The organism is Vibrio sp. 10N.222.47.A9 (assembly GCF_963872585.1).
Classification (GTDB): Bacteria; Pseudomonadota; Gammaproteobacteria; order Enterobacterales; family Vibrionaceae; genus Vibrio; species Vibrio splendidus.
In genome coordinates this window covers 109,735-131,318 of sequence record NZ_CAWNBB010000057.1, presented here as the reverse complement: position 1 = coordinate 131,318, position 21,584 = coordinate 109,735, and the positions used below count along the sequence as shown (strand labels likewise).

The 21,584-nt window shown below is 44.0% G+C and carries 20 protein-coding genes; 9 read left to right on the top strand and 11 right to left on the bottom strand.

Annotation, left to right across the window (positions count from 1 at the left end):
- Nucleotides 1–360: 360 nt before the first annotated feature.
- The gene (locus tag AACT19_RS19330) at nucleotides 361–1,680 is read left to right on the top strand and encodes a cation:dicarboxylate symporter family transporter (protein WP_019350485.1); all 1,320 of its coding nucleotides are present in this window, start codon (nucleotides 361–363) and stop codon (nucleotides 1,678–1,680) included.
- A 101-nt stretch (nucleotides 1,681–1,781) separates the two neighbouring features.
- Here the strand turns inward: AACT19_RS19330 and AACT19_RS19325 are convergent, their stop codons facing one another.
- From AACT19_RS19325 to hisC, 5 genes are all read right to left on the bottom strand, one after another.
- Nucleotides 1,782–3,089, bottom strand: a complete 1,308-nt coding sequence (locus AACT19_RS19325; protein WP_010438025.1) for a TRAP transporter large permease — start codon at nucleotides 3,087–3,089, stop codon at nucleotides 1,782–1,784.
- 21 nt (nucleotides 3,090–3,110) lie between these two features.
- A complete protein-coding gene (locus tag AACT19_RS19320) occupies nucleotides 3,111–3,590 on the bottom strand; it encodes a TRAP transporter small permease (RefSeq protein WP_004736522.1) in 480 nt (159 codons plus the stop codon).
- A 67-nt stretch (nucleotides 3,591–3,657) separates the two neighbouring features.
- The gene (locus AACT19_RS19315; RefSeq protein WP_065681547.1) at nucleotides 3,658–4,617 is read right to left on the bottom strand and encodes a TRAP transporter substrate-binding protein; all 960 of its coding nucleotides are present in this window, start codon (nucleotides 4,615–4,617) and stop codon (nucleotides 3,658–3,660) included.
- 588 nt (nucleotides 4,618–5,205) lie between these two features.
- Complete coding sequence (locus AACT19_RS19310) at nucleotides 5,206–5,979, bottom strand: ABC transporter substrate-binding protein (RefSeq protein ID WP_017061505.1); 774 nt, start codon at nucleotides 5,977–5,979, stop codon at nucleotides 5,206–5,208.
- 10 nt (nucleotides 5,980–5,989) lie between these two features.
- Nucleotides 5,990–7,132 (bottom strand): histidinol-phosphate transaminase, encoded by a 1,143-nt coding sequence (gene hisC, locus AACT19_RS19305; protein WP_076648228.1) that lies wholly within the window; start codon nucleotides 7,130–7,132, stop codon nucleotides 5,990–5,992.
- 181 nt (nucleotides 7,133–7,313) lie between these two features.
- Between hisC and AACT19_RS19300 the strand changes: the two genes are divergently transcribed.
- The 6 genes from AACT19_RS19300 (at nucleotide 7,314) to AACT19_RS19275 (ending at nucleotide 10,952) form a co-directional block, all read left to right on the top strand.
- Complete coding sequence (locus AACT19_RS19300) at nucleotides 7,314–8,201, top strand: LysR substrate-binding domain-containing protein (protein WP_076648225.1); 888 nt, start codon at nucleotides 7,314–7,316, stop codon at nucleotides 8,199–8,201.
- Nucleotides 8,202–8,486: 285 nt separating this feature from the next.
- Entirely contained in the window at nucleotides 8,487–8,735 is a 249-nt protein-coding gene (locus AACT19_RS19295) for a hypothetical protein (RefSeq protein ID WP_004736516.1), read from the top strand.
- Nucleotides 8,736–8,881: 146 nt separating this feature from the next.
- Nucleotides 8,882–9,466 carry a septation protein A gene (locus AACT19_RS19290; RefSeq protein ID WP_076648222.1) on the top strand — a complete coding sequence of 195 codons (585 nt, stop codon included), beginning with the start codon at nucleotides 8,882–8,884 and terminating at the stop codon, nucleotides 9,464–9,466.
- Between the two features lie 195 nt (nucleotides 9,467–9,661).
- Entirely contained in the window at nucleotides 9,662–10,060 is a 399-nt protein-coding gene (gene yciA / locus AACT19_RS19285; protein ID WP_004736513.1) for an acyl-CoA thioester hydrolase YciA, read from the top strand.
- Nucleotides 10,061–10,255: 195 nt separating this feature from the next.
- Nucleotides 10,256–10,552 (top strand): YciI family protein, encoded by a 297-nt coding sequence (locus AACT19_RS19280; RefSeq protein WP_004736512.1) that lies wholly within the window; start codon nucleotides 10,256–10,258, stop codon nucleotides 10,550–10,552.
- A gap of 1 nt (nucleotide 10,553) precedes the next feature.
- Nucleotides 10,554–10,952, top strand: coding sequence for a GspS/AspS pilotin family protein (locus AACT19_RS19275; protein WP_076648219.1), 399 nt, complete (start codon nucleotides 10,554–10,556; stop codon nucleotides 10,950–10,952).
- Between the two features lie 108 nt (nucleotides 10,953–11,060).
- On the opposite strand, the gene metE is transcribed toward AACT19_RS19275, so the two are convergent.
- Nucleotides 11,061–13,409 (bottom strand): 5-methyltetrahydropteroyltriglutamate--homocysteine S-methyltransferase, encoded by a 2,349-nt coding sequence (gene metE / locus AACT19_RS19270; RefSeq protein ID WP_076648216.1) that lies wholly within the window; start codon nucleotides 13,407–13,409, stop codon nucleotides 11,061–11,063.
- Nucleotides 13,410–13,688: 279 nt separating this feature from the next.
- Between metE and AACT19_RS19265 the strand changes: the two genes are divergently transcribed.
- Nucleotides 13,689–14,600, top strand: a complete 912-nt coding sequence (locus AACT19_RS19265) for a LysR substrate-binding domain-containing protein (protein WP_004736509.1) — start codon at nucleotides 13,689–13,691, stop codon at nucleotides 14,598–14,600.
- Between the two features lie 175 nt (nucleotides 14,601–14,775).
- On the opposite strand, the gene AACT19_RS19260 is transcribed toward AACT19_RS19265, so the two are convergent.
- Both AACT19_RS19260 and AACT19_RS19255 read right to left on the bottom strand, forming a co-directional pair.
- Nucleotides 14,776–14,976, bottom strand: a complete 201-nt coding sequence (locus AACT19_RS19260) for a DUF4250 domain-containing protein (protein WP_017076390.1) — start codon at nucleotides 14,974–14,976, stop codon at nucleotides 14,776–14,778.
- A gap of 132 nt (nucleotides 14,977–15,108) precedes the next feature.
- Nucleotides 15,109–15,789, bottom strand: a complete 681-nt coding sequence (locus tag AACT19_RS19255) for a hypothetical protein (protein WP_076648213.1) — start codon at nucleotides 15,787–15,789, stop codon at nucleotides 15,109–15,111.
- 330 nt (nucleotides 15,790–16,119) lie between these two features.
- On the opposite strand from AACT19_RS19255, the gene AACT19_RS19250 reads away from it, so the two are divergent.
- Nucleotides 16,120–18,432, top strand: coding sequence for a YgiQ family radical SAM protein (locus tag AACT19_RS19250; protein WP_241905758.1), 2,313 nt, complete (start codon nucleotides 16,120–16,122; stop codon nucleotides 18,430–18,432).
- A 112-nt stretch (nucleotides 18,433–18,544) separates the two neighbouring features.
- On the opposite strand, the gene AACT19_RS19245 is transcribed toward AACT19_RS19250, so the two are convergent.
- From AACT19_RS19245 to AACT19_RS19235, 3 genes are read right to left on the bottom strand one after another with little or no spacing between them, the layout of a single operon-like run.
- Nucleotides 18,545–19,009 carry a GtrA family protein gene (locus AACT19_RS19245; RefSeq protein ID WP_017093111.1) on the bottom strand — a complete coding sequence of 155 codons (465 nt, stop codon included), beginning with the start codon at nucleotides 19,007–19,009 and terminating at the stop codon, nucleotides 18,545–18,547.
- A complete protein-coding gene (locus AACT19_RS19240) occupies nucleotides 18,996–20,483 on the bottom strand; it encodes an ArnT family glycosyltransferase (RefSeq protein WP_076648208.1) in 1,488 nt (495 codons plus the stop codon). The genes AACT19_RS19245 and AACT19_RS19240 overlap by 14 nt, the downstream gene beginning before the upstream one ends.
- Nucleotides 20,480–21,499 (bottom strand): glycosyltransferase family 2 protein, encoded by a 1,020-nt coding sequence (locus AACT19_RS19235; RefSeq protein WP_004736502.1) that lies wholly within the window; start codon nucleotides 21,497–21,499, stop codon nucleotides 20,480–20,482. Before AACT19_RS19235 ends, AACT19_RS19240 begins: the two co-directional genes overlap by 4 nt.
- Nucleotides 21,500–21,584: the final 85 nt, after the last annotated feature.

Sequence of the window (21,584 nt, the reverse complement as noted above, 5' to 3'; positions counted from 1 at the left end):
CAGAGGTAACATCTTGGTAATAAATAGATACCTTAAGCATAGTTCAGGCTAAATTTCACACAACACGTAACTGTGGATTCACCCCAACATAGGCGTTCAAAAAACACTCGCAAATGAAATCAAAATGTTAACAAGACGTTTTCAATACCAGCGCTTGCAAATCATTCACAAAATCTCCAGAGAAAAGGCTTTTATAAATTCAACAAATAACATCGCAATAAAAAACCAAGGCAAACGATTGCATTGTTGTGCAAAATCAACAAATGACATTAGACCACCTGTTTTTCAGAGACTTTCACCTCTGCTCATATTGATAAATGTAAAGGATACGTGTAAAACTCGTCGCGAAATATTAATCCAATGGTACATCGTACATTGGTGAGTAGTTCTGGGATTTTTATATTTAGTAGCACAGAGGTTATGGAAGTGTTAAAAGAAAAGAGTTTACTAAGCAACATCGGCGTTCAAGTCGTTATTGCAATGATCATCGGTACCGCTGTCGGTGCAATGATGGGTGACAGCGCAACAATGTTCGCTCCACTGGGCGCAATCTTCATCAATTTAATCAAGATGCTGGTTATTCCTCTAGTCGCAGTTGCCCTAATTTCAGGTGCTGCAGGTCTAGGTAATAGCTCATCGGCAGGTAAAGTTGGTGTGGTTACACTGGGTTACTTTGCACTAACGTCTGCACTTGCTGTAGCACTAGCGCTTGTAATGGGTGAAGTATTCGAACCGGGTCGTGGTATCGATGTTTCTGGCGTTGAAGGTATGTTCTCTTCTGAATACGCTGCGAAAGGCGAACTTCCAACGTTCTGGGCAACCATCACGGGCATGATCCCTACCAACGTTTTCCAATCACTGAACGAAGCTAACATTCTGCAAATTCTCGTTTTCTGCTTATTCTTCGGTATTGCGATTTCTAAACAAGCGAAAGAAAAACGTGACCCAATCATCAATGGCGTAAACGCGATTGTTGACGCAATGGTTTGGATGATCAACAAGGTTATGATCATCGCACCACTTGGCGTATTCGGCCTAATGGCAGAAGCAGTCGGTACATTCGGTTTTGGCGCACTTATGGTCGTGTTCAAGCTGTTCATTGTCTACATTGTTGCGATTCTTATCTTCGGCTTTGTGGCTTACCCACTGATGATTCAAATCTTCACTAAGACTTCAGCTAAGAAGTTCCTAGTGGCAATGAAGAAGCCTCAAGCGGTTGCACTATCAACAGCCTCTTCAATGGCGACACTGCCAGTAACAATGGAAACGGTAGAGAAAGAACTTGGTGTTCGTAACTCTACGGCTTCATTCGTTCTGCCACTTGGTGCGACGATCAACATGTCTGGTAACGCAATTTACTACGGCCTAGTTGCTATCTTCTTCGCACAGCTGTTCAACATCGACCTGTCTATGGGTGCTTACATTGCTATCATCGTAACGTCGACTCTAGGCGCAGTTGGTCAAGCAGGTGTTCCAGGTCCTTCTTTCCTAGTGGTTGCGGTTCTTCTAGCAGCTGGTATCCCTATTGAAGGTCTACCTCTGTTGTTCGCTCTAGACCGTATCTTCGACATGATCCGTACTGCTCTGAACATCACTGGTGATGCAGCATGTGCAGTAATCGTTGATTCTCTAATCGAAGACGAAGCGAAAGAAGCTGAGCTACAAAAACAGCAAGCGTAATATTAAGCTTCAGTTTGATTGATAAATAAAACCGCCTTCATGAGGCGGTTTTTTATTAGGTCATGATCGATATTGATTCGGTAAATCTTACCCTTGTAAGGCTAATTGATTAATCCAAACGCACGAGGCAGAGCCAAACTAATTTCAGGAATAAAAGTAATGGCCAACAGTGTGACGATCAATACGGCACAAAACGGCATGATACTTCTTATAACATTCTCAATCTTGGAGCCACTGACACTACAACCCACAAATAGCGCCGTACCAACGGGTGGCGTTGCAATACCAATACATAAGTTGAAAATAATCATCATCGCAAAGTGAATTGGATGCATGCCTAAATGCTCAGCAATCGGCATAAAGATAGGGGTAAAGATCAATACGGCTGGCGTAAGGTCCATAAACATACCCACAATCAGTAGAATCAGGTTCATCAGAATAAAGATGATAATTGGATTGTCTGAAATAGAGAGCATCCAATCACTGATCATGGTTGGTAGACCGGTAAACGCCATTGCCCATGACATAATGGTAGAAGCACCAATCAAGAACAGCATAATGCCAGTGACCTGAACGGTTTCTCTACAAATTATCGGGAAGTGTGCCCATTTAAGAGTTCGGTAACAGAGTGACAGTATAAAAGAGTATAGAACCGCTATACATGCCCCTTCTGTTGCAGTGAAAATCCCACCAATAATACCGCCAATAACAACAACAATAAGCCCTAAGCTTGGTGTTGCTTGCCAAACAATATTCAGCACATCTTTCGTTGTGAAGCCGTCATTGGCACTTGTTTTGTAGCCCTTCTTTTTAGCGATAAAATAGGCGACGACCATACAACTTAAACCCATTAAAATACCTGGGACATAACCTGCGATAAACAGCGCCGCAACGGATGTTCCGCCCGATACTACTGAAAATACGATCAACGAATTACTCGGCGGTATTAGTAAGCCTGCCGGGCAAGATGCAACGTTTACTGCTGTTGCTAAGTTTTTATCATAGCCATCTTTTTCTAATTCAGGGCCTAAGGTTTTACCAACCGCAGCAGCTGCTGCAACGGCTGATCCTGAAACGGCGCCAAACATCATATTGGCGAAGATGTTGACGTGAAAAAGTGATCCCGGGATCCAACCAACCAAGAGCTTTGCAAGGTTGATGAGTCGACTCGCGATGCCACCTACATTCATTATATTCCCAGCGAGGATAAAGAAAGGAATGGCTAATAAACTGAAACTATCGATACCTGTAATGATTTTTTGACCCGCAGTAATACTGGCGACTTCAAACGGTAAGATGAAATACATGATGGTTAAAGATGACATGGCAATTGCAATCGCAATCGGCATGCTTATCGCGATCATGAATAAGAATAGGCCTAGCAGCCAAACACCAATGGACAAATCCATAATATAGAGTCCTTTTAAAACTTACTTTTTGTTGGGTTCACAAAAAAGATCAAACGTATTCATGACCAAATAGATGAGGATAATAACGGCTGAAATCGGCAATATTGAATACACCGTCGACATCGGTAATTGCAGTGCTGGAGAGAGTTGTTGTGTGGTTCTTCCCATTAGGGCGATGCCACCTTGAAGCATTGCTAGAAATACAAATGCGCCAGAAATGATATTGATGAGTACATGTAATGCGATATGTGCTTTACCCTTAAGATAACCATCCAATAACGTTATAGCTAAATGCCCTTTGATACCGAATAAGTAGCTTGCTCCTAATAAGCCAAGCCATACCATCGCATAACGAGCAAGTTCATCAGTCCAGTTACTTGGATCATTCAAAACATAACGACTAAAGACCTGCCAAGTGACAGTAACGACAAGTAACATGAGTGCAAAAGAAGAGACAAAAAGAATCAGCCTATCAAGTAGGTTTCTGAAAGTTGCTAACATGGTGTGATACCTCAAAAAATTTTGCCTTAGCAAAGCCAAGGCAAAATTATATTTTCACTAAGACTGATTAAAGAGCTTCAATTTTTTCAATGAATGGAGCTAGTTTTGGATCTTTTTTCGCCTCATCAATCATAGGTTTAACAGCTGCACGGAAAGGGGCTTTATCAACTTCAACAAACGTTACGCCTTCTTTCATTCCTTTCTCTTTGTTCATGTCATCTGTTGCGTCCCAGATTTTGATCTGCTCTTCAAGAGACTCAGCAGCAGCTTCTTTTAAGATCTTTTGCTCTTCTGCCGTTAATGAACCCCATTTGTATTCTGAAATGATGATCACGTCAGGTGTCATCATGTGCTGATCCATAGAGTAAAATTTGGCAACTTCGCTGTGTTTCATTTCAACTAAGCTAGAAATATTATTTTCAGCACCGTCAATTACACCTTGTTGCAATGCCGTGTATACCTCATTGAAAGGTACAGGCGTTGCTTTACCACCAAGTAGGTTGACCATTTCCATCATGGTCGGGGAGCCAGGAACTCGAACTTTCATGCCAGCTAGATCAGCTGGTGAGTTGATGGCTTTCTTAGCGTAGAAGCTACGTGTGCCTGAGTCATAGAATGTAAGACCGATGAAGCCTTTACCTTGACTTGAAAGCAACATCTCTTGTGCTGCTTCACTTCGCATGAAGGTTCTCATATGTGGAACGTCACGGAATAAGAAAGGCAGTGCATTAACTTTAAACGTTGGTTCAAAAGATTCGGCTAGCCCACCATTGATTTTGGCCATATCAATCGCACCAGTAACAACTTGCTCCGCTTGGTCACGTTCAGAGCCTAATTGACCGTTTGGAAAGATCTTAATCGTAAGGTCACCATTCGATTTTTCTTTCACTTTATCAGCCATGATCACCATGCCTTGGTGAGCTGCGCTTTCTAATGACATTGCATGCCCTAAGGTCAAAGTTTTTGCTTGAGCGCCAAATGCCATCAGAATTGATGCCGCTGCAATCGTCAGTAGGTGTTTTTTCATGTTCTTCTCCAGAATCCATTTTGTAAGAGGTACAGTTTTTATATGACACGTTCTAGCTGAGCTTGAAATCTAACGTTCTATTGCATACTGCTCATGACCGTAACGTTTCATTACAATATTCTTACCTTCATATATTTTGTATTACAATAATATGTGTATATTTTGTGAGCTAAGGTTCATCTATTGGCCAGAGAGCTGAATTGATTGTGATACCAATCATATTTGGCACCAATTAGACCATTAAGCAGCCCTACTTTGGATTTTTGGGGAATTCCGATCGCTTTCAACTGCTTTTAGAACAGTCTATTAGCAAATAATTATGCGCAAGTTTGTGTTATTTTAAGATCTTAAAATCAGTAATTAAGCACGGACAAAGAAGGTCTCATCGATTGAAAAAGCGAGTCGTGAAATGCGGTTTCTCAGGTGGTAGAGGTAAGGTTTTAGACTGAGCGTATCGAACAAGAGTGGATAAGCAGGGGTAAAGACAACGGTGGGAATCTTACTAGGACGAATTGTTTGTAACAAAAATCCGAGAGCCTCACAGCCCTCGGATTTTTTTGGTGGTCTAGTTTTTAGGCGTTAGACGAATTACAAATCAGCGCCATAAATATCAAACGTGAAGTACTTAGCGGCTATCTTGTCGTAAGTACCGTTTGCTCTGATCTCTTCAATCGCGGCATTGAATTGTTTCGCCAGTTTTGAATCCTGCTTTCTTAGTGCTAACGCCGTACCCTCGCCAATGTAGGCTTTGTCGGTTACTGCTTTGCCTTTGAATTCAAAACCCTCACCTTCTTTCTTATCTAAGAAAGCTAATGACAGTTGATCCGAGTTGCCGAAGGTTAGATCTAGACGACCATTTTGCAGATCCAGATAAACTTCATCTTGGCCGGTATAGCGTTTAATGTTTGCTACATCACCAAACTTGTCTGTTACGTAGCGATCGTGAATCGTACCTTGCTGAACACCGATGGTTTTACCCGCTAAGCCGGCCTCATCAATGCTAAACTCGGCGCTCTTAGCAGCAACAAACACAGCTGGTGTTTGGTAGTACTTATCGGTGAACAAGATTTTGCGCTTACGCTCTTCGGTAATACGCATCGAAGCCATGATCACATCTGACTTTCTTGCCAACAAACTTGGAATTAGCGAGTCCCAACTTTGTGAAACCCAAGTACAATCGAGTTTGGCTTGCTCACACAAGGCATCAGCTATCTCAATATCAAACCCGACAGGTACACCGTCACTGTTTTTATAGTTGAATGGCGGATACGTAAAGTCTGACGCCAAACGGATTTCTTTCGCCTGTACCGTTGTACCAAGTAAAGCGGCCGCACAAGCGAGTCCTAGTATTATCTTTTTCATCATTGCCATCCTAGATATGATCTTTATCGAGTTGAGATTGAGTTTCTTTATGTTGAGATTGTTGAATTTGTTTGCCTTGTTGATTCTTTTCTAATTCGGTTTGGTAACGTGTTAGTGACGTTATCACTTCTAACATGCTCTCTTGGCTACCAATACTGATTCGAACACAGTTACGCAAAGCAGGTTCGTGGTTTTGATTCCTTGTCACAATGCCATCCTTCGCCAATACACTGAACACTTGATGCCCAGGTTTTTGACGCAGCAAAATAAAGTTCGTCGATGAAGGGTAAACAGACTCGATGAAATCAAACTGCGTTAACTCACAAGCAAACCAGTTACGTAGTTCGACCAGCTTTTGTGTCGCGCCTTGCATCACTGAGACTCGCTCATCAGACAATGCGTCTAACACGATTTGAGATGAGCAATCTGGCATTGGATACGGTGGAATTAATTTAGCGACATACTGCATCACATTTTGACTCGCTATGATAAAGCCACATCGAACCGCAGCCAGTCCAAACGCCTTAGACAAGGTGCGAATCACTACCAAATGCGGATAACGCTCAATAAGGCTCACCGCTGACGTTTGTGGTTCAAACTCGATATACGCTTCATCGACTACCACTAGAGATTTTCCAATCGTACCTTCCAGTACCTGAATCAAATCCGATTTAGGAATCACATTGCCCGTTGGGTTATTTGGTGAGCAAAGAAACACGATATTAGCCAACTTTGCTTTGTTCACAATATCAGCGACGTTAAGGCTGAAGTCTTGCTGCCATGGAGAATCCAAGGTATTAATCGCCAATGCATCGGCACAAAACTCATACATTGCATACGTGGGTGAACAAATAAGTATATTGTCACTCGCTGGCTTACAGAATGTTCTGATCAGCAAATCAATCGCTTCATCGGCGCCACGAACAGCAACAGTCTCAGCATCAGTTCCGCAATATGCTTGATAAGCTTTGGCAATATCTTGCGGTAAAAAATCTGGGTATCTATTGTGGCTTGCTTCTCCTGGAAACAACGAGCTTTCCAATTCATTGGCGTTTAGCCAGACTCGTCCATCACCACCAATTCTTCTTGCTGATTGATAAGGTATTAATTTTTTTACAGCCTGAGGTACTAAACTATCGATAAAAGATGTCAAGAAGCTATCCCTTTCACAAAATCACAATGTCTTCACCACTGCCTTCATATTCAAAAAATGTAACTTATACACATATTGAATCACAAATGATGATTAAGTATTTACATTCAAACAGAACACTATTGATAAATGAATCGAAATAATCACATAGTAGCCATGATAAAAAATCATAGGTAAAGATATGAATCGCACACTTCCTTCAACTAAAACCTTGCTCGCGTTCTTGTCGACGGCAAGGCATCTCAACTTTACGCGCGCGGCACATGAGCTCAACGTTACGCAAGGTGCAGTAAGTCGTCAGATATTGTCGTTTGAAGAAAGCCTTGGCTGTGATCTCTTCTATCGCCATGCTCGAGGATTGTCTTTAACGCCGAAAGGAGAAGAACTGGTTCCCCTGATACAAGGAACGATTCATCAACTGCAATCGGCTCTCAATCAAGTGGCAAGTTCTCCCTCTAAGATCAAACTCAACGCCCCCAGCTGTATTACCTCTTGGCTGCTACCCAAGTTGATGTCTTTTCAGCAAGCCTACCCTGAAATTGATGTCGAGCTCACGTCGACCATCAAGCACGTTTTTGAACCAAGCTTTGACCCGTTTGACGCCGTAATCACCTATGGAAAGAAGCCAAACCAACAATCGATTGTGAGTCAGTTATTGTTCAACGAGCAGCTGGCTCCGGTCTGCCAGGCGCAAAGCATTACTCAGGGCCATCTTGTAAGTAACGCTTCTACTATCATCAAGCCACACAAGCTCGCTCAATACACTTGGTTACACGCCAACAATGAGCAAAGTGATTGGCGACTTTGGTTAGAGCACATAGGAAGTCATGACCTTTCAAGTAAAAACAACCAACAATTCGCGACACTTGATCAAGCGATGAATGCAGCCATTCAAGGGTTTGGCATTGCCATAGGCGATATCACGCTGGCCAAGCAAGATATCGATTTGGGCAGGTTGGTGAAAGTGAGTGAAGGCAGTGTCTTTTCTGGAAATGGTTACTTTTTGCTGCAGCCTAAGAATCGACAAAATACATCTTTATCTACGCTTGTTGATTGGCTTGTCGATTAGCGGCAATCACCGTAGATAGGCTCCACTATAAGCGGCAGTAGAGAGTCATAATGAGAATTTCATCGTTCTCAAAATGAAACTATTTTATGTCTGTTACGTATTGGTTGTCAGAGAATAGAACGTACCTTGCTTTAACTATTTGAAAAGAAGTTCAATTCTATTTAGTCGGGAATTTGTTCTCTTCAGTTGGAGAAAATGGCATTCGAATTGCTTTGTCATAGATAACCCAACCAATATACAGCAGGTTGCAACAGTTTCACTGCAGCTTGTCACGGAGGATAGGCTATGACCTTACAAAGACATACGTATTACGGCTTGATTCACCACGGAATTAAAACCTTATTAATGGACAGAATTGGCCACTTCACAGAGCGTGAATATCACGAGTATCTCGACCTAACGACAGGCAAATCGACGTGTTTTGCCATGAGTGAGCAAGAACTCGAAAACACCTTAGACAGCTTAAAGAGCGAGGGTTACCTTGAAGATATCAAGAAGCTAATACCTCGCTACCAAACCACATCAATGCGATAACGTTATCCAACTCGATGATGAAAAGATCCGACTAGATAAAGCATTTACATGGAATTAATTAGCACCCAATTGTCTCGGGCTATTTAGCATCGAGACAGTTTTCGTTAGACTGTCTGCAACTCAACTAACTGGACAGTCAGTGCCACATGAAGCAAATCCTTGATTTCATTCCTCTCATTATTTTCTTTGCGCTGTATAAGATGTATGACATCTACACGGCTACAGGTGCATTGATTGTTGCTTCCGCAGTACAAATCGTTTTGACATACGTCATCTACAAGAAAGTAGAGAAAATGCAGATCATCACATTTCTGATGGTTGCCGTATTTGGTGGCATGACCATTTTCTTGCACGATGACAACTTCATTAAATGGAAAGTAACCATCGTTTATGCATTGTTCGCTATCGGCCTGACCGTCAGTCACCTAATGGGCAAGTCAGCGATTAAAGGCATGCTGGGTAAAGAGATCACACTTCCTGAAGCGGTATGGAGCAAGATCAACTGGGCTTGGACTTTGTTCTTTACTCTATGTGCCATTCTCAACGTTTACGTTGCTTTCAGCCTACCCTTGGATGTTTGGGTAAACTTCAAAGTGTTTGGCTTACTGATCGCTACTTTTGCATTTACCTTGCTAACGGGTGTCTACATCTACAAGCATCTACAAAAAGATCAGCATCTACAAAAAGACCAGCAGAAAGAGTTAACGGATAAAAATACCGACGAGAAGTAACCCTAAGGGATGAGTCCTCATCCCCTTTTTGATACAATTATTATCAATATGCTATTTAACAGTGGCCAATGATACTCGTGATCATTGGCCACTGATTGTTTGTGTTCGGTGAATACGTTAAAAATACGACCACCGCGAGTCCCGCAAACACATCTATTTAAATTTAAAACAATCAATACCATTAAGAGTACAACAATGACTATTCAATCAACTTTGAACCCGATTGGTTCTTTACTTCTTCGCACTTTGGCGATGCCTTCTGATACCAATGCAGCAGGCCAGATTTTCGGTGGTTGGATAATGTCTCAGCTCGACCTTGCTGGCGGGATACTGGCGAAAGAGATCTCTAACGGCAAGATAGTCACGGTTTCAGTATCGGGTATCGAGTTCAAACAACCAGTTTCAGTGGGTGATGTGGTATGTGTTTATGGTGACTGCACCAAGATTGGTCGCAGCTCGATGAATATCGACCTAGAAGTATGGGTTAAGCCGGTACTTGATCACGGCATCGGCGATCGTTACAAGGTATGTGGCGCGACATTCAACTACGTTGCTGTAGACGAAAGCGGTAAACCCCGCCCAATTAATAAATAGTACTTTCGACGACCCTATCGCACTTTAAGGTCTTTAGTCGTTTCGATTAAAAATGCTAAAGACCTTCTCACTCTCCCGCACCATTTCACAATTTCTTATCATTAGCTCTTCCAATACCAATTAGTTCGCGTAAATTAGCAAGATAGCGAATTTAAACGCCCTCAATTTAGTGAAGTAAAATAAGGATATCTCAATATGTGGTACGTGATTTTTTCTCAAGACGTCGAAAATTCATTAGAAAAACGCCTAAGTGTTCGCCCACAACATCTAGAACGCCTACAAACACTTCACGATGAAGGCCGCCTTTTGACAGCAGGTCCAATGCCAGCGATTGATTCAGATAACCCTGGTGAAGCGGGCTTCACAGGTTCTACTGTGATTGCTGAGTTTAATTCTTTAGACGATGCACAGGCATGGGCAGACGCAGACCCGTACATTGCTGCAGGTGTCTACCAAAATGTGATTGTTAAACCATTCAAGAAAGTATTTTAACGTGAAAAAATGGATTATCGGTTCACTGGCCGCTGTTCTGCTTGCAGGCTGTAGCTCATCAAGTGAACAAGACATACAAAGACAGCTAGAAATGATGGCGCAGCATCGCGCTGGCGTTTTATCCGCAGGCCTGCCGATTGAGTATGGCCCGCTGTCGGTCATGCGCGTGCTGGCAAAGAACACGGTTATCGAAATCATGATGATCTACAACCAAGATGCAAAAGGTGCTAAACCTTTAAACCAAGTTGTAGACATGAGTGTGAATAGCTACTGCACCAACTCTGAAGTAAGAGCAAACCTCGACATGGGCTTGGCTTACAACATCAAGATTCGCAACACTCGCGGACAACTGATCGTTGAGAAGCTGATCAGTAAAGATACGTGTCAAAGTAGCAGCTAGTTTCTAGCTCGAGATTCGAACAAGTATAAAACCAGAAGGCCTCGCAAATGCGAGGCCTTTGTTGTGGTTCATCGTGGATTAACGGATCAATCAAAATCTTAGACTGAATTATACCTCAGCTGATTCCCACTCTTTACGCAGTGTCTTAGTCGCCGACACAAGGTTTGTCAGTGCGGCTTCTGTTTCTGCCCAGTTACGCGTCTTCAATCCACAATCTGGGTTCGCCCACAAACGTTCTGCTGGGATTCTTTCTGCCGCTTTCTTAAGTAAATCCACAATCCACTCCTCTGAAGGAATGTTTGGCGAGTGAATGTCATAAACACCCGGCCCAATCGCATTCGGGTAGTTAAACTCTTCAAACGCTTTCAGTAGCTCCATGTTCGAGCGAGAAGTCTCAATGGTAATCACATCGGCATCTAGCGCGGCTACTGAATCAATGATCTCGTTGAACTCGCTGTAACACATATGGGTATGGATCTGAGTTTCTGGTTTAGCACTCGCCGCTGAGATCTTAAAGGCATCGACCGCCCACTCTAGGTATTCTGCGTGGTCGCGCTTTTTCAGTGGTAAACCTTCGCGAATAGCAGGCTCATCAATTTGAATAATGTTAATGCCTGCGTCTTGTAAATCAGATACTTCATCTCGCAGAGCAAACGCCAGTTGATTGGTGATTTCTTTGCGTGAGATGTCTTCACGTGGGAATGTCCAACATAAGATAGTTACAGGGCCTGTCAGCATCCCTTTCATCTGCTTCGAGGTCAGGGATTGGGCATAGGTCGACCATTCCACCGTCATCGGTTTCTCACGTTCTATATCCGCGACCACAATCGCTGGCTTCACGCAGCGAGAGCCATAGCTTTGTACCCAACCAAACTTGGTGGTTTGAAAGCCTGCTAGGTTTTCTGCAAAGTACTCCACCATATCATTACGTTCAGCTTCGCCATGAACAAGCACATCCAAATCCAGAGCTTCTTGACGCTTAACAGCATCCGCAATATGGCCCTTCAATGCGGTTGTGTATTCCGCTTCACTCAGTTTGCCAGTGCGGTAAGCACTGCGCTGAACTCGGATCTCTCCTGTTTGTGGGAACGAACCAATGGTTGTGGTTGGTAATAGCGGTAAGCCGAGAACTTCAGACTGATGTGCGGCGCGTTCTGCATATGGAGCACTGCGCTCTGCTAGTGCTTTAGTAATGGTATTGAGTCGAGCTTCAACTTGCGGCTTGTTCACATGAGTCGCGCTCTTACGTGCAACGATAGGTTGGCTGTAAGTCTCACACGCCAAAATGGCATTTTGATCGCCGTCTAACGCCGCACCCAATAAGCTCACCTCGGTCACTTTCTGTTTTGCAAAGGCAAACCAACTCTTCACTTCTTCGCTAAGCGTCTCTTCTAACTCAAGGTCAACCGGGCTATGCAGCAGTGAACATGAACTTGCGACCCATAGTTTATCGCCTAGCTTTTCTTTCACAGGTTGCAGTAACTCAAGCTGAGAAGCTAAGTCTGCTCGCCAAACATTGCGTCCATTGATTGCACCCGCAGAAAGTACCCAATCTTCCGGTAACTTATTCACCACTTCATCGAGTTGCTGCGGTGCGGCAGCCAAGTCGATGTGTAAACCGTCGACGGGCAGTTCCACGATCTTGTCTAACGTGTCAGTCACCGAATCAAAGTAAGTGGTCAGCAATAGTTTCACATCGCCTTGAATCACTTGATAAGCCAACTTGAATGAATCTGCCCACTTAGTCTCAAGTTCCAGAGATAGAATGGGCTCATCGATTTGCACCCACTCAACGCCCAACTTGGCGAGTTTTGCCAAAATCGCTTGGTAAGCAGTAAGCAAACGTGGAAGCAAGGTTAAGCGGTCAAAGCCCTCTTCCACTTCTTTGCCTAAGTACAAATATGACAGTGGGCCGAGAAGTACAGGCTTAACTTTGTGTCTTGCTTTTATCGCTTCGTTCACTTCGTCAAACAGCTGTGGCCAGCTCACTTCAAAGGTGTCGTTTTTACTGAACTCAGGCACAATGTAGTGGTAGTTAGTGTTGAACCACTTAGTCATGTCGGAAGCAGCCGAACTGTCTTTAGTGCCATCATTCGACGTATGCGTACCACCGCAGCAAGTAGACTGAACTTGAGACTGACCACGACCAACTCGAAATAAAGTATCTAAATCTGGGAAGGCTTTTTCATCTTCTGCTCCACCAGCATGACGTTTTGGCACATGACCTAGAAGTAGAGTCGTTGTTAGAACATGATCGTACCATGCGAAGTCACCCGCAGTTGCAAAGCTTAGATTCGCGTCAGCTTGTACATTCCAGTTACGATTTCTTAATTCGCTGCCGAGTTGCTTGAGCTCAGATTGATCGATTTCACCGCGCCAGTATTTCTCGAGCGTGAATTTAAGTTCGCGTTTTTCACCAATGCGTGGGTAGCCAAGAATATGCGTTGTTGTCGTCATGAGTCTTTTCCTTATTCGATAATTTTAAATTCCGGTCAGACTGCCTTTGATGATTTCACTTCCCCACAAAGGCGTCTGGATGGCTAAACTATCGCCCTAATCTGATCTATGGACAACGTCCAAATATTCATCTTGTTTATTAATAATATTCATCTTGAATCATTCAAAGATGAACAGTTTAAATCCATCTGGACATCTAGACGTTTACAAAAGACCAAAAACACCGTAGGGTGATTATTAAGAAATATTGAATTGGCTTAGGGAATATGAGGAATACTCATGATAGAGCTTAAACACCTTCGAACATTGACCACCTTGAGAGACAGCGGATCGTTAACAGCCACTGCGACCTCTCTTCACCTGACTCAGTCGGCGCTTTCTCATCAATTAAAAGACCTTGAAGCGCGTATTGGCGGTCAGCTTTTCCTACGAAAAACTAGGCCAGTGAAATTTACCTCTGAGGGTGAGATCTTGCTTAAGCTCGCGGATGAGATACAGCCAAAGATTGCTAAAGCAGAGAACGAGTTGGCGAGCCTAAAAGAGGATGTGAATGGCCGATTGCACATGGCGATCGAGTGTCACTCATGCTTCCAATGGCTAATGCCCGCTTTGAAGGAATACCAAGTTGCTTGGCCAAGCGTGACTTTAGATTTCTCGTCAGGGTTTGGGTTCGAGCCTCTACCGGCATTGATGGCTGGAGAACTCGATTTGGTGATCACCTCTGATATACAGCCCCGTTCTGAAGTTCACTACGAACCGCTTTTCGATTTTGAGATGCGTCTTATCACCGCGATCAATTCTCCTTTAGCCGAAAAGCCGAGTATTGAACCGCAAGATCTTAGTGATATTACGATGCTCTCTTATCCGGTTCAAAAACAGCGTCTCGATGTAGTGAAACACTTTTTACAACCCGCAGGCGTTGAACCTAAGAAATGGAAACAAGCAGACAACACATTAATGTTGGTACAAATGGTATCAGCCGGCTTAGGGGTCGCAGCATTACCAAACTGGGCGATCAGTGAATTTTCAAGGCAAGGACTCATTGCCAGCAAACCATTAGGCAAAGGGCTTTCAAGAAGGTTGTTCGCAGCGGTAAGAAACTCAGAAAAAGACAAACGTTACCTACAAGCTTTCTTTAGCACGGCAAGACAGCAAAGTAAGAGTCACCTAGATGGCATTGAGGTCGTTTAACGCTATCGATTGTTGAGTTAAATGAGCTTGCGATCAACATTAGATGCAAGCTTCAAAAATAAGCGCCAGATACAAAAAAGTCACAGATAATCTGTGACTTTTTTTCAGTATCAATTCAGTATCAACTGGAGGACATACTTCTTTGAACACGAGCGATAGCACGCCAATTCGATGTTTATCTTGGATAAGACTTGAACTGATTAGTCAGTGGGTCGTATTGATAGCCAAGCATATCGAGCTTACCTACGACACTTTCTATATCCATTTCATACATGCTGACCAGCTCTTCAAAGCTATCACATTCCAAACGAAGCTTTTCGTTGACGATCCCGAGCAAGATAATGCTATCGAAACCTTTGACGTTGCTTAAATCCATCCTGAACTCCTAACGAACACACGATTAGAATTAAGTTTAGAACGCTTACTAGCCGCATGCTTAAAAACAGATCACACTTCTTTCGCTATAACGGATTTAATCAACTAAAAGTTTCGAGAGATCGACAGCCTCTTACAATGCCCAAACCGGAGTTAAGCCAATCACTGATGCTAATAACATCAGCAATGCTATCGTTAATTGCAGCTTCTCAGGTGTTTTGACAAACAGCAAATGCCAACACCAAACCACGATAGAAGAGATAAGCAAAGCAAAGCTAAACAACAAGGTTGAAATAACAGGTTCTAATTGCGCTTCAGACAGTGAATAAACGTTAATCACGGTCGCCAACACCACCAACATGCCACTCAATACGCCCACAACAGGCAGAACACGGTGAAATGCTTGTAAGCGCGTTCTTGCGATAGTCAGAAGTAAATGTCCGAAAGAAGCACCCAGTAAAGCCACCAGCAACACAGTCGCAATAATACCGACGGGTTTTACCTGTTCGCTTGCTTGGATAGCAACGTATGACAGCGCCAAACCACACGCAAGATACATCACCCAGATAGGGCCTGAGTCACGTGTCTTCTTAGTTTGAACTTGAGAATAGAAATAGAAGATAGCGAATACGATCAGAAACGCTTCAATTCTTAATGAAGCAACAGCAAGCCAAAGCACGCCAATCGCAGGTAACATCTTGTGAATACGGCCACGTTGACCAGGGCAAATATCACCCTTCACTAAGATTAAAGTTAAGATCAGTTGGGCTCCTAATAGCATGGGAGCAAATTGTACTAATAATGATTCGACCATTGTGGATCTACTTATTCAGACTTATTTTCGCGAATAATATCAAAAACTGCCCCGAACACTAATCAAAATCACAAATTAGCGACGTTATTCAAGGCTTCAACTATGCTGTTGTATGGTTCTTTTGTCAGCATTATCTGCAAAATGGCGAAAGACATCAGAACTAACAGGGGCATGTTCTACTGGCTAGTCTAGGCTCATGCCGCTATAATTCCCGCCTCAAAAATCAGAGGTTGAAATATGTACAGCGATATCACTCCTATTCACGAACACAAAAAATACTGGGCCGAGTGCTACGGAACAGCACCCTTTTTGCCTACCAGTAGAAAGGAGATGGATGCTCTTGGATGGGATAGCTGTGACATTATTATTGTAACTGGTGACGCTTATGTCGATCACCCGAGCTTTGGTATGGCTATCATTGGCCGTTTGCTTGAAGCTCAAGGTTTCCGCGTGGGCATCATTGCCCAACCAAAGTGGGACAGTAAAGATGCCTTTATGGAACTGGGTCGACCTAACCTATTCTTCGGCATCACTGCGGGTAACATGGATTCCATGATCAACCGCTACACCTCTGATCGCAAACTTCGTCACGACGATGCCTACACACCAAACAATGAAGGTGGTAAGCGTCCTGACCGTGCAACTCTGATTTATTCTCAACGTTGTCGTGAAGCCTACAAAGGCACGCCAATCGTTCTTGGTGGTATTGAAGCGAGCTTACGTCGCGTTGCACACTACGACTACTGGTCTGATAAAGTTCGTCGCTCTGTATTGTTTGATGCAAAAGCAGACATCCTTCTTTTCGGTAACGCCGAGCGTGCACTGGTTGAAGTGGCACATCGCATTGCTGACGGCGAAGATATGTCGACGCTGACCAATATACGCGGTACTGCTATCAACCTGCCTGCAGCGCCTGAAGGTTACAAAATTATCGATTCTTCTCGTATCGAAAAACCGAACAAAGCCTACGTTCCGGTTAACCCGTACGAAGTAGAAACGCAATGTGATACCAAGAAAGATGAAAAAGAAGAAGTAAAGGCGCAGCCAATTACTATTCGTCCTTCTCGTCACGATGCAAAAACAACTGCGGTTCGTATCCCTGGTTTCGAAAAGCTCAATAACGACCGTATTCTTTACGCTCACGCTAGCCGAATTCTGCACCTAGAGACCAACCCGTATTCAGGTCGCGCTCTTATTCAACGTCACGGTGACCGCGAGCTATGGGTAAACCAAGCGCCAATTCCTCTTGCAACTGAAGAGATGGATTACGTGTTTGGCCTTGCGTACAAGCGTGTTCCGCACCCTATGTATGGCAAAGCGAAAATTCCTGCATACGACATGATCAAAACTTCGGTTAACATCATGCGTGGTTGTTTCGGTGGTTGTTCTTTCTGTTCAATCACAGAGCACGAAGGTCGTATCATTCAGAACCGTTCGAAAGAATCGATCTTGGATGAAATCGAAGACATTAAAGATAAAGTCCCTGGCTTTACCGGTACCATTTCTGACTTGGGTGGCCCAACGGCGAACATGTATCGTCTAGGTTGTTCTGATCCTAAAGCTGAAATTAACTGTCGTCGCCCATCATGTGTGTTCCCTAAAATCTGTGAAAAACTGAACACAGACCACCAGCACACCATTGACCTTTACCGCTCAGCGAGAAAGGTTCCGGGCATCAAGAAAGTAATGATCGCATCAGGCGTTCGTTATGACCTTGCGATTGAGTCTCCAGAATACGTACGTGAGCTTGTGACTCACCACGTTGGTGGTTACTTGAAGATTGCTCCAGAGCACACTGAAAAAGGCCCTCTGGATCTGATGATGAAACCGGGCATGGGCACTTACGATCGTTTCAAAGAGATGTTCGAGAAGTACAGCGCTGAAGCCGGTAAGAAACAGTATCTAATTCCTTACTTCATCTCTGCTCACCCGGGCACGGAAGATGAAGACATGCTTAACCTTGCGTTGTGGCTGAAAAAACACAACTACGAGTGTGACCAAGTACAGAACTTCTACCCATCGCCAATGTGTAATGCTACGTCGATGTACTACTCAGAGACTAACCCTCTGAAGCGCGTGAAATACAAAAAACGTGAAGATGTTCCAGTGCCTAAAGGCGATCGTCAACGTCGTCTGCATAAAGCATTGCTTCGTTACCACGATCCAGAAAACTGGAAGATCATCCGTGAAGCACTGATCAGCATGGGTAAAAAGCACCTAATTGGTGACAAAGCGAACTGCTTAGTGCCAGAAGAAGACTTTGAGGCTCAGACACCGGCACAGCGTCGTAAGTCTGGTCGTCACGGCTCGCAACGTTTTGCAACTAAGCACAGTAAAGCTCAACCGGGTCTTGGCGGCGAAAGCCCACGTAACCATTCTAAGCCTGGTGGCAATAAGCCTAAACCGGGTGGTAAGAAGCCAACAGGTAGCCAAGGTAACGGCAATCAGGGCAACGGAAAGCAGAACGGTAATGGTAACGCGAATAAACCAGCGACTGGCTTCATCAAAAAAGCCCCTGCTAGTCAGCAATCTCAAGGCAATGGCGGCGGGAATGGCAAGCCAAACCGCAGCAAAGCGGGTAATGGTCAAGGTGGTAAACCTGCAAGTAACGGAAAGAATCGCCAGCGCGCAACACAGCGTTAATATAGCGAACCGATACAATTCACGATAATAAAACACAAAGCGCAGCTATTTAGCTGCGCTTTTTTGTGTCTGTTACCAATATTTTTACTTGGCTAATTGATTACAAGGGAGCTTAACGGGTGAAGACCCAATACTGACTAAACAAATAGTTAGTGACCATACCCACCAAGATACCAACGGCCATTGCGATAAATACAGCCCCAGTAAATGCAGGAAGCAATTCCGTCATCAGCTTAAAGCACAGCAAATTAGGTATCGCCGATATCGATGCGGAAAACATGAACTTTTGCCACTGAATCAACTTCTCTGACCAACTACCCTGCCCTTTGAAGTCAAAAGTTAGCACTCGATTACCAAACCACGTTGTCGTGGCGGCTGCAATGAAAGATCCTATCCGTGCACTCATCAAAGGCAGCCCAACGGCATAATGCAATAACGCAAAAACTAAGCAATCAACAACAAACCCACCAACCCCAACCACAGCAAATCGAACCACCTTGTGGTGGGACTGTAACCTCTGACTGTGCGTTTGAAGCTTGTTGTTGAACATTCGTAACCCCGAGTTAACGCTGAACATCGCTGCCACTTTGAATATGACTCAACGATAGATTTGGCTTGATGCTTGAGCTATGACAGCTGAATAAAGCACGCTTTATTTTCACCGTTGGCTCTAGAATACACGTTAATGCGTTCTCTTTAATCTTGGTTTCCACTTCAGATCTTTTACCAATCAGATAGAACTTATCAATGCCATCTAGCTGCTCGATATCGAGAAGTTTTTTCGCTTGACCATGACTGTAAAATTGCCCAGAGAATGGTCGTTTACCCACGTAAAAGCTTGGCGCAGAATCCGTAATCTGTTCGAAAATAATACGGTCACTTTTCTCGTTCGCCTTGCCGAGATTCAGGTAGACCATCGCAATCATTAGCAACACAGGAAGAACCAAAGCCACGCTCGAGAACCACTTCTTATCTTTTTCCACTACGAGTATAGCAATCAACAAGCCAAGAGCCGGAATACCTGGCAGGACGTAAGCAGGGAGAATATTGCCCGCCATAGTGAAAAGAATCAGAGGTGAAATCAACCAACAGACAAGAAATGAAAACAAGCCGCGATTTTCAATATTAATTTCTGCAATTTTCTTACGTCGAGCAAATGCCAATATAGGTAATACAATCGACCACGGCGCAGCCGCTTGAAGCCAAAACAGCCAGATCATGCCTCTAGCTTGGTCATGGGCAGAACCGTATAAATCGCCCTCCCAGCCACTCACAACAAAGCGCTTAAAGTGCTCGCCAACAATAAAGTAATCAATAAAGCCCGGTGTTGCCATTTCAGCCATGATGTACCAAGGCAAAGCAATCGCTAGCATCACACCCAAGCCAGACAACAATGGAAAGCGTTGCCAAAGCACTTTGAAAGCGCCAAAGAAGCCATGTTGTAATACTAACCAAGGGAAAACTGCGATACCCATGATCACAATCGCTACTGGCCCTTTTGCAAGCAAGCCTAGTGCTAAGCCAATGAAACCAACATAACCCCAAGATCGATTAGTCTTCGCACTGCCTTCACCTTTCCAACCCTCTCCTCCTAGCCAACACAAGTAGAAGCCTAACATGGCAATGGTCATCGCTAAGGTTAATGCTATGTCTGTCATCACAGCGCCCGCGGCAATAGAGAAAATACCGCATGTCGCCAACACTACCGCGGCAACCAACGCACTTTGCCCAGTTCGCTTCGCCATGTAAGCGGTTAACAAAATTGTCGCTACTCCCGCTAACCAGTGAGGTGCACGAACAGCAAACTCACTCAAACCAAACAGCTCAATCCCCGCAGCACTCATCCATGTGAACAACGGTGGCTTGCCCCAAAAAGGAATGCCGTAATCAAACTGAGGTGTTAACCAATTGCCGGTTTCCACCATTAAGCGAGCCATTTCTCCGTAGCGCGCCTCCGTAGTATCCATTAACGGATAAGTCGCCAAAGATAGGAGTCTTAGAACCAGTGCAAAAGCCAACAAATACCATAGGTGCGTTCTGTTCAGACTCATGCTGACTCCTCTAATTTGAAATGTGTTTTTAATGCAGGTGTATCGACCACCGATTGGATCAGATACAAAGGACGATTCTTGGTTTCAATGAAAATACGACCTATGTATTCCCCCATTAAACCAATACTCAGGAGTTGAATACCGCCAAGGGCAAGTTGCACGACCATCATTGACGGGTAACCCGTGATAGGCTCACCAAACATAATGGTTTTGAATACGATGAAGACGCCATACACAAAAGCAGTAAGCGCCACTAAACCACCAACGGCCGTCGCAATACGCAGAGGTCGGATAGAGAACGAGGTAATCCCATCCATCGCCAAACCGATTAACTTGAGGTAGTTCCACTTGGTCTCACCACAGAAGCGAGCATCACGCTTAAATTGGAGCGTCGCTTGTCGGAAACCCGGCCATGAAAAAATGCCTTTCATGTAGCGGTTACGTTCTGGAAGCTGATTGATATGGTCGACAACTTCTCGGCTTAACAGTCGGAAATCACCCACATTCTCAGGAACATCAATCTTCGCAGCCACGTTCATTACTTTGTAAAAGCTCGCTGCTGAAAACTTCTTAAACCATGTTTCACCGTCGCGCTGGCTACGCTGCATATTGACTACGTCATAACCTTCGCGCCACTTGGCAATCATTTGCGGAATCAGCTCAGGTGGATCTTGTAAGTCAGCGTCTAGCAAAATCACCGCTTGTCCACGACAGTGCTCAAGGCCTGCGCTCATCGCTGACTCTTTGCCGAAATTACGGCTTAAACCGATAACAGAAATTGAGCTATTGATTGAAGTGAATGAACTCACCAACTCCAAGCTGCTGTCTTTGCTACCGTCATCGACATAAACGATTTCACTCTTGATGGGCAAGCTATCAAGTACCTTGGTAAGGCGAGAGTGGAACTCTTCCAATACCTCTTGTTCATCGTAAAAAGGCACAATGATAGACAGAGAAACCGCAGGGTTGATCTGCGATGTAGATATCTTAGGGCGGCTTATATGAAGTTCAGACATAATACGTTCTTCTATTTTTTAATCTGAATCCAATCTACCCTCCCATAAGTGAAAGTTATGTTATTGACATATTTTTCACGCTCAC

Coding starts and splice junctions, on each gene's coding strand:
- AACT19_RS19330 (WP_019350485.1), top strand. CDS start 361: ATGGTACATCGTACATTGGTGAGTAGTTCTGGGATTTTTATATTTAGT.
- AACT19_RS19325 (WP_010438025.1), bottom strand. CDS start 3,089: ATGGATTTGTCCATTGGTGTTTGGCTGCTAGGCCTATTCTTATTCATG.
- AACT19_RS19320 (WP_004736522.1), bottom strand. CDS start 3,590: ATGTTAGCAACTTTCAGAAACCTACTTGATAGGCTGATTCTTTTTGTC.
- AACT19_RS19315 (WP_065681547.1), bottom strand. CDS start 4,617: ATGAAAAAACACCTACTGACGATTGCAGCGGCATCAATTCTGATGGCA.
- AACT19_RS19310 (WP_017061505.1), bottom strand. CDS start 5,979: ATGAAAAAGATAATACTAGGACTCGCTTGTGCGGCCGCTTTACTTGGT.
- AACT19_RS19300 (WP_076648225.1), top strand. CDS start 7,314: ATGAATCGCACACTTCCTTCAACTAAAACCTTGCTCGCGTTCTTGTCG.
- AACT19_RS19295 (WP_004736516.1), top strand. CDS start 8,487: ATGACCTTACAAAGACATACGTATTACGGCTTGATTCACCACGGAATT.
- AACT19_RS19290 (WP_076648222.1), top strand. CDS start 8,882: ATGAAGCAAATCCTTGATTTCATTCCTCTCATTATTTTCTTTGCGCTG.
- yciA (WP_004736513.1), top strand. CDS start 9,662: ATGACTATTCAATCAACTTTGAACCCGATTGGTTCTTTACTTCTTCGC.
- AACT19_RS19280 (WP_004736512.1), top strand. CDS start 10,256: ATGTGGTACGTGATTTTTTCTCAAGACGTCGAAAATTCATTAGAAAAA.
- metE (WP_076648216.1), bottom strand. CDS start 13,409: ATGACGACAACAACGCATATTCTTGGCTACCCACGCATTGGTGAAAAA.
- AACT19_RS19265 (WP_004736509.1), top strand. CDS start 13,689: ATGATAGAGCTTAAACACCTTCGAACATTGACCACCTTGAGAGACAGC.
- AACT19_RS19260 (WP_017076390.1), bottom strand. CDS start 14,976: ATGGATTTAAGCAACGTCAAAGGTTTCGATAGCATTATCTTGCTCGGG.
- AACT19_RS19255 (WP_076648213.1), bottom strand. CDS start 15,789: ATGGTCGAATCATTATTAGTACAATTTGCTCCCATGCTATTAGGAGCC.
- AACT19_RS19250 (WP_241905758.1), top strand. CDS start 16,120: ATGGATGCTCTTGGATGGGATAGCTGTGACATTATTATTGTAACTGGT.
- AACT19_RS19245 (WP_017093111.1), bottom strand. CDS start 19,009: ATGTTCAGCGTTAACTCGGGGTTACGAATGTTCAACAACAAGCTTCAA.
- AACT19_RS19240 (WP_076648208.1), bottom strand. CDS start 20,483: ATGAGTCTGAACAGAACGCACCTATGGTATTTGTTGGCTTTTGCACTG.
- AACT19_RS19235 (WP_004736502.1), bottom strand. CDS start 21,499: ATGTCTGAACTTCATATAAGCCGCCCTAAGATATCTACATCGCAGATC.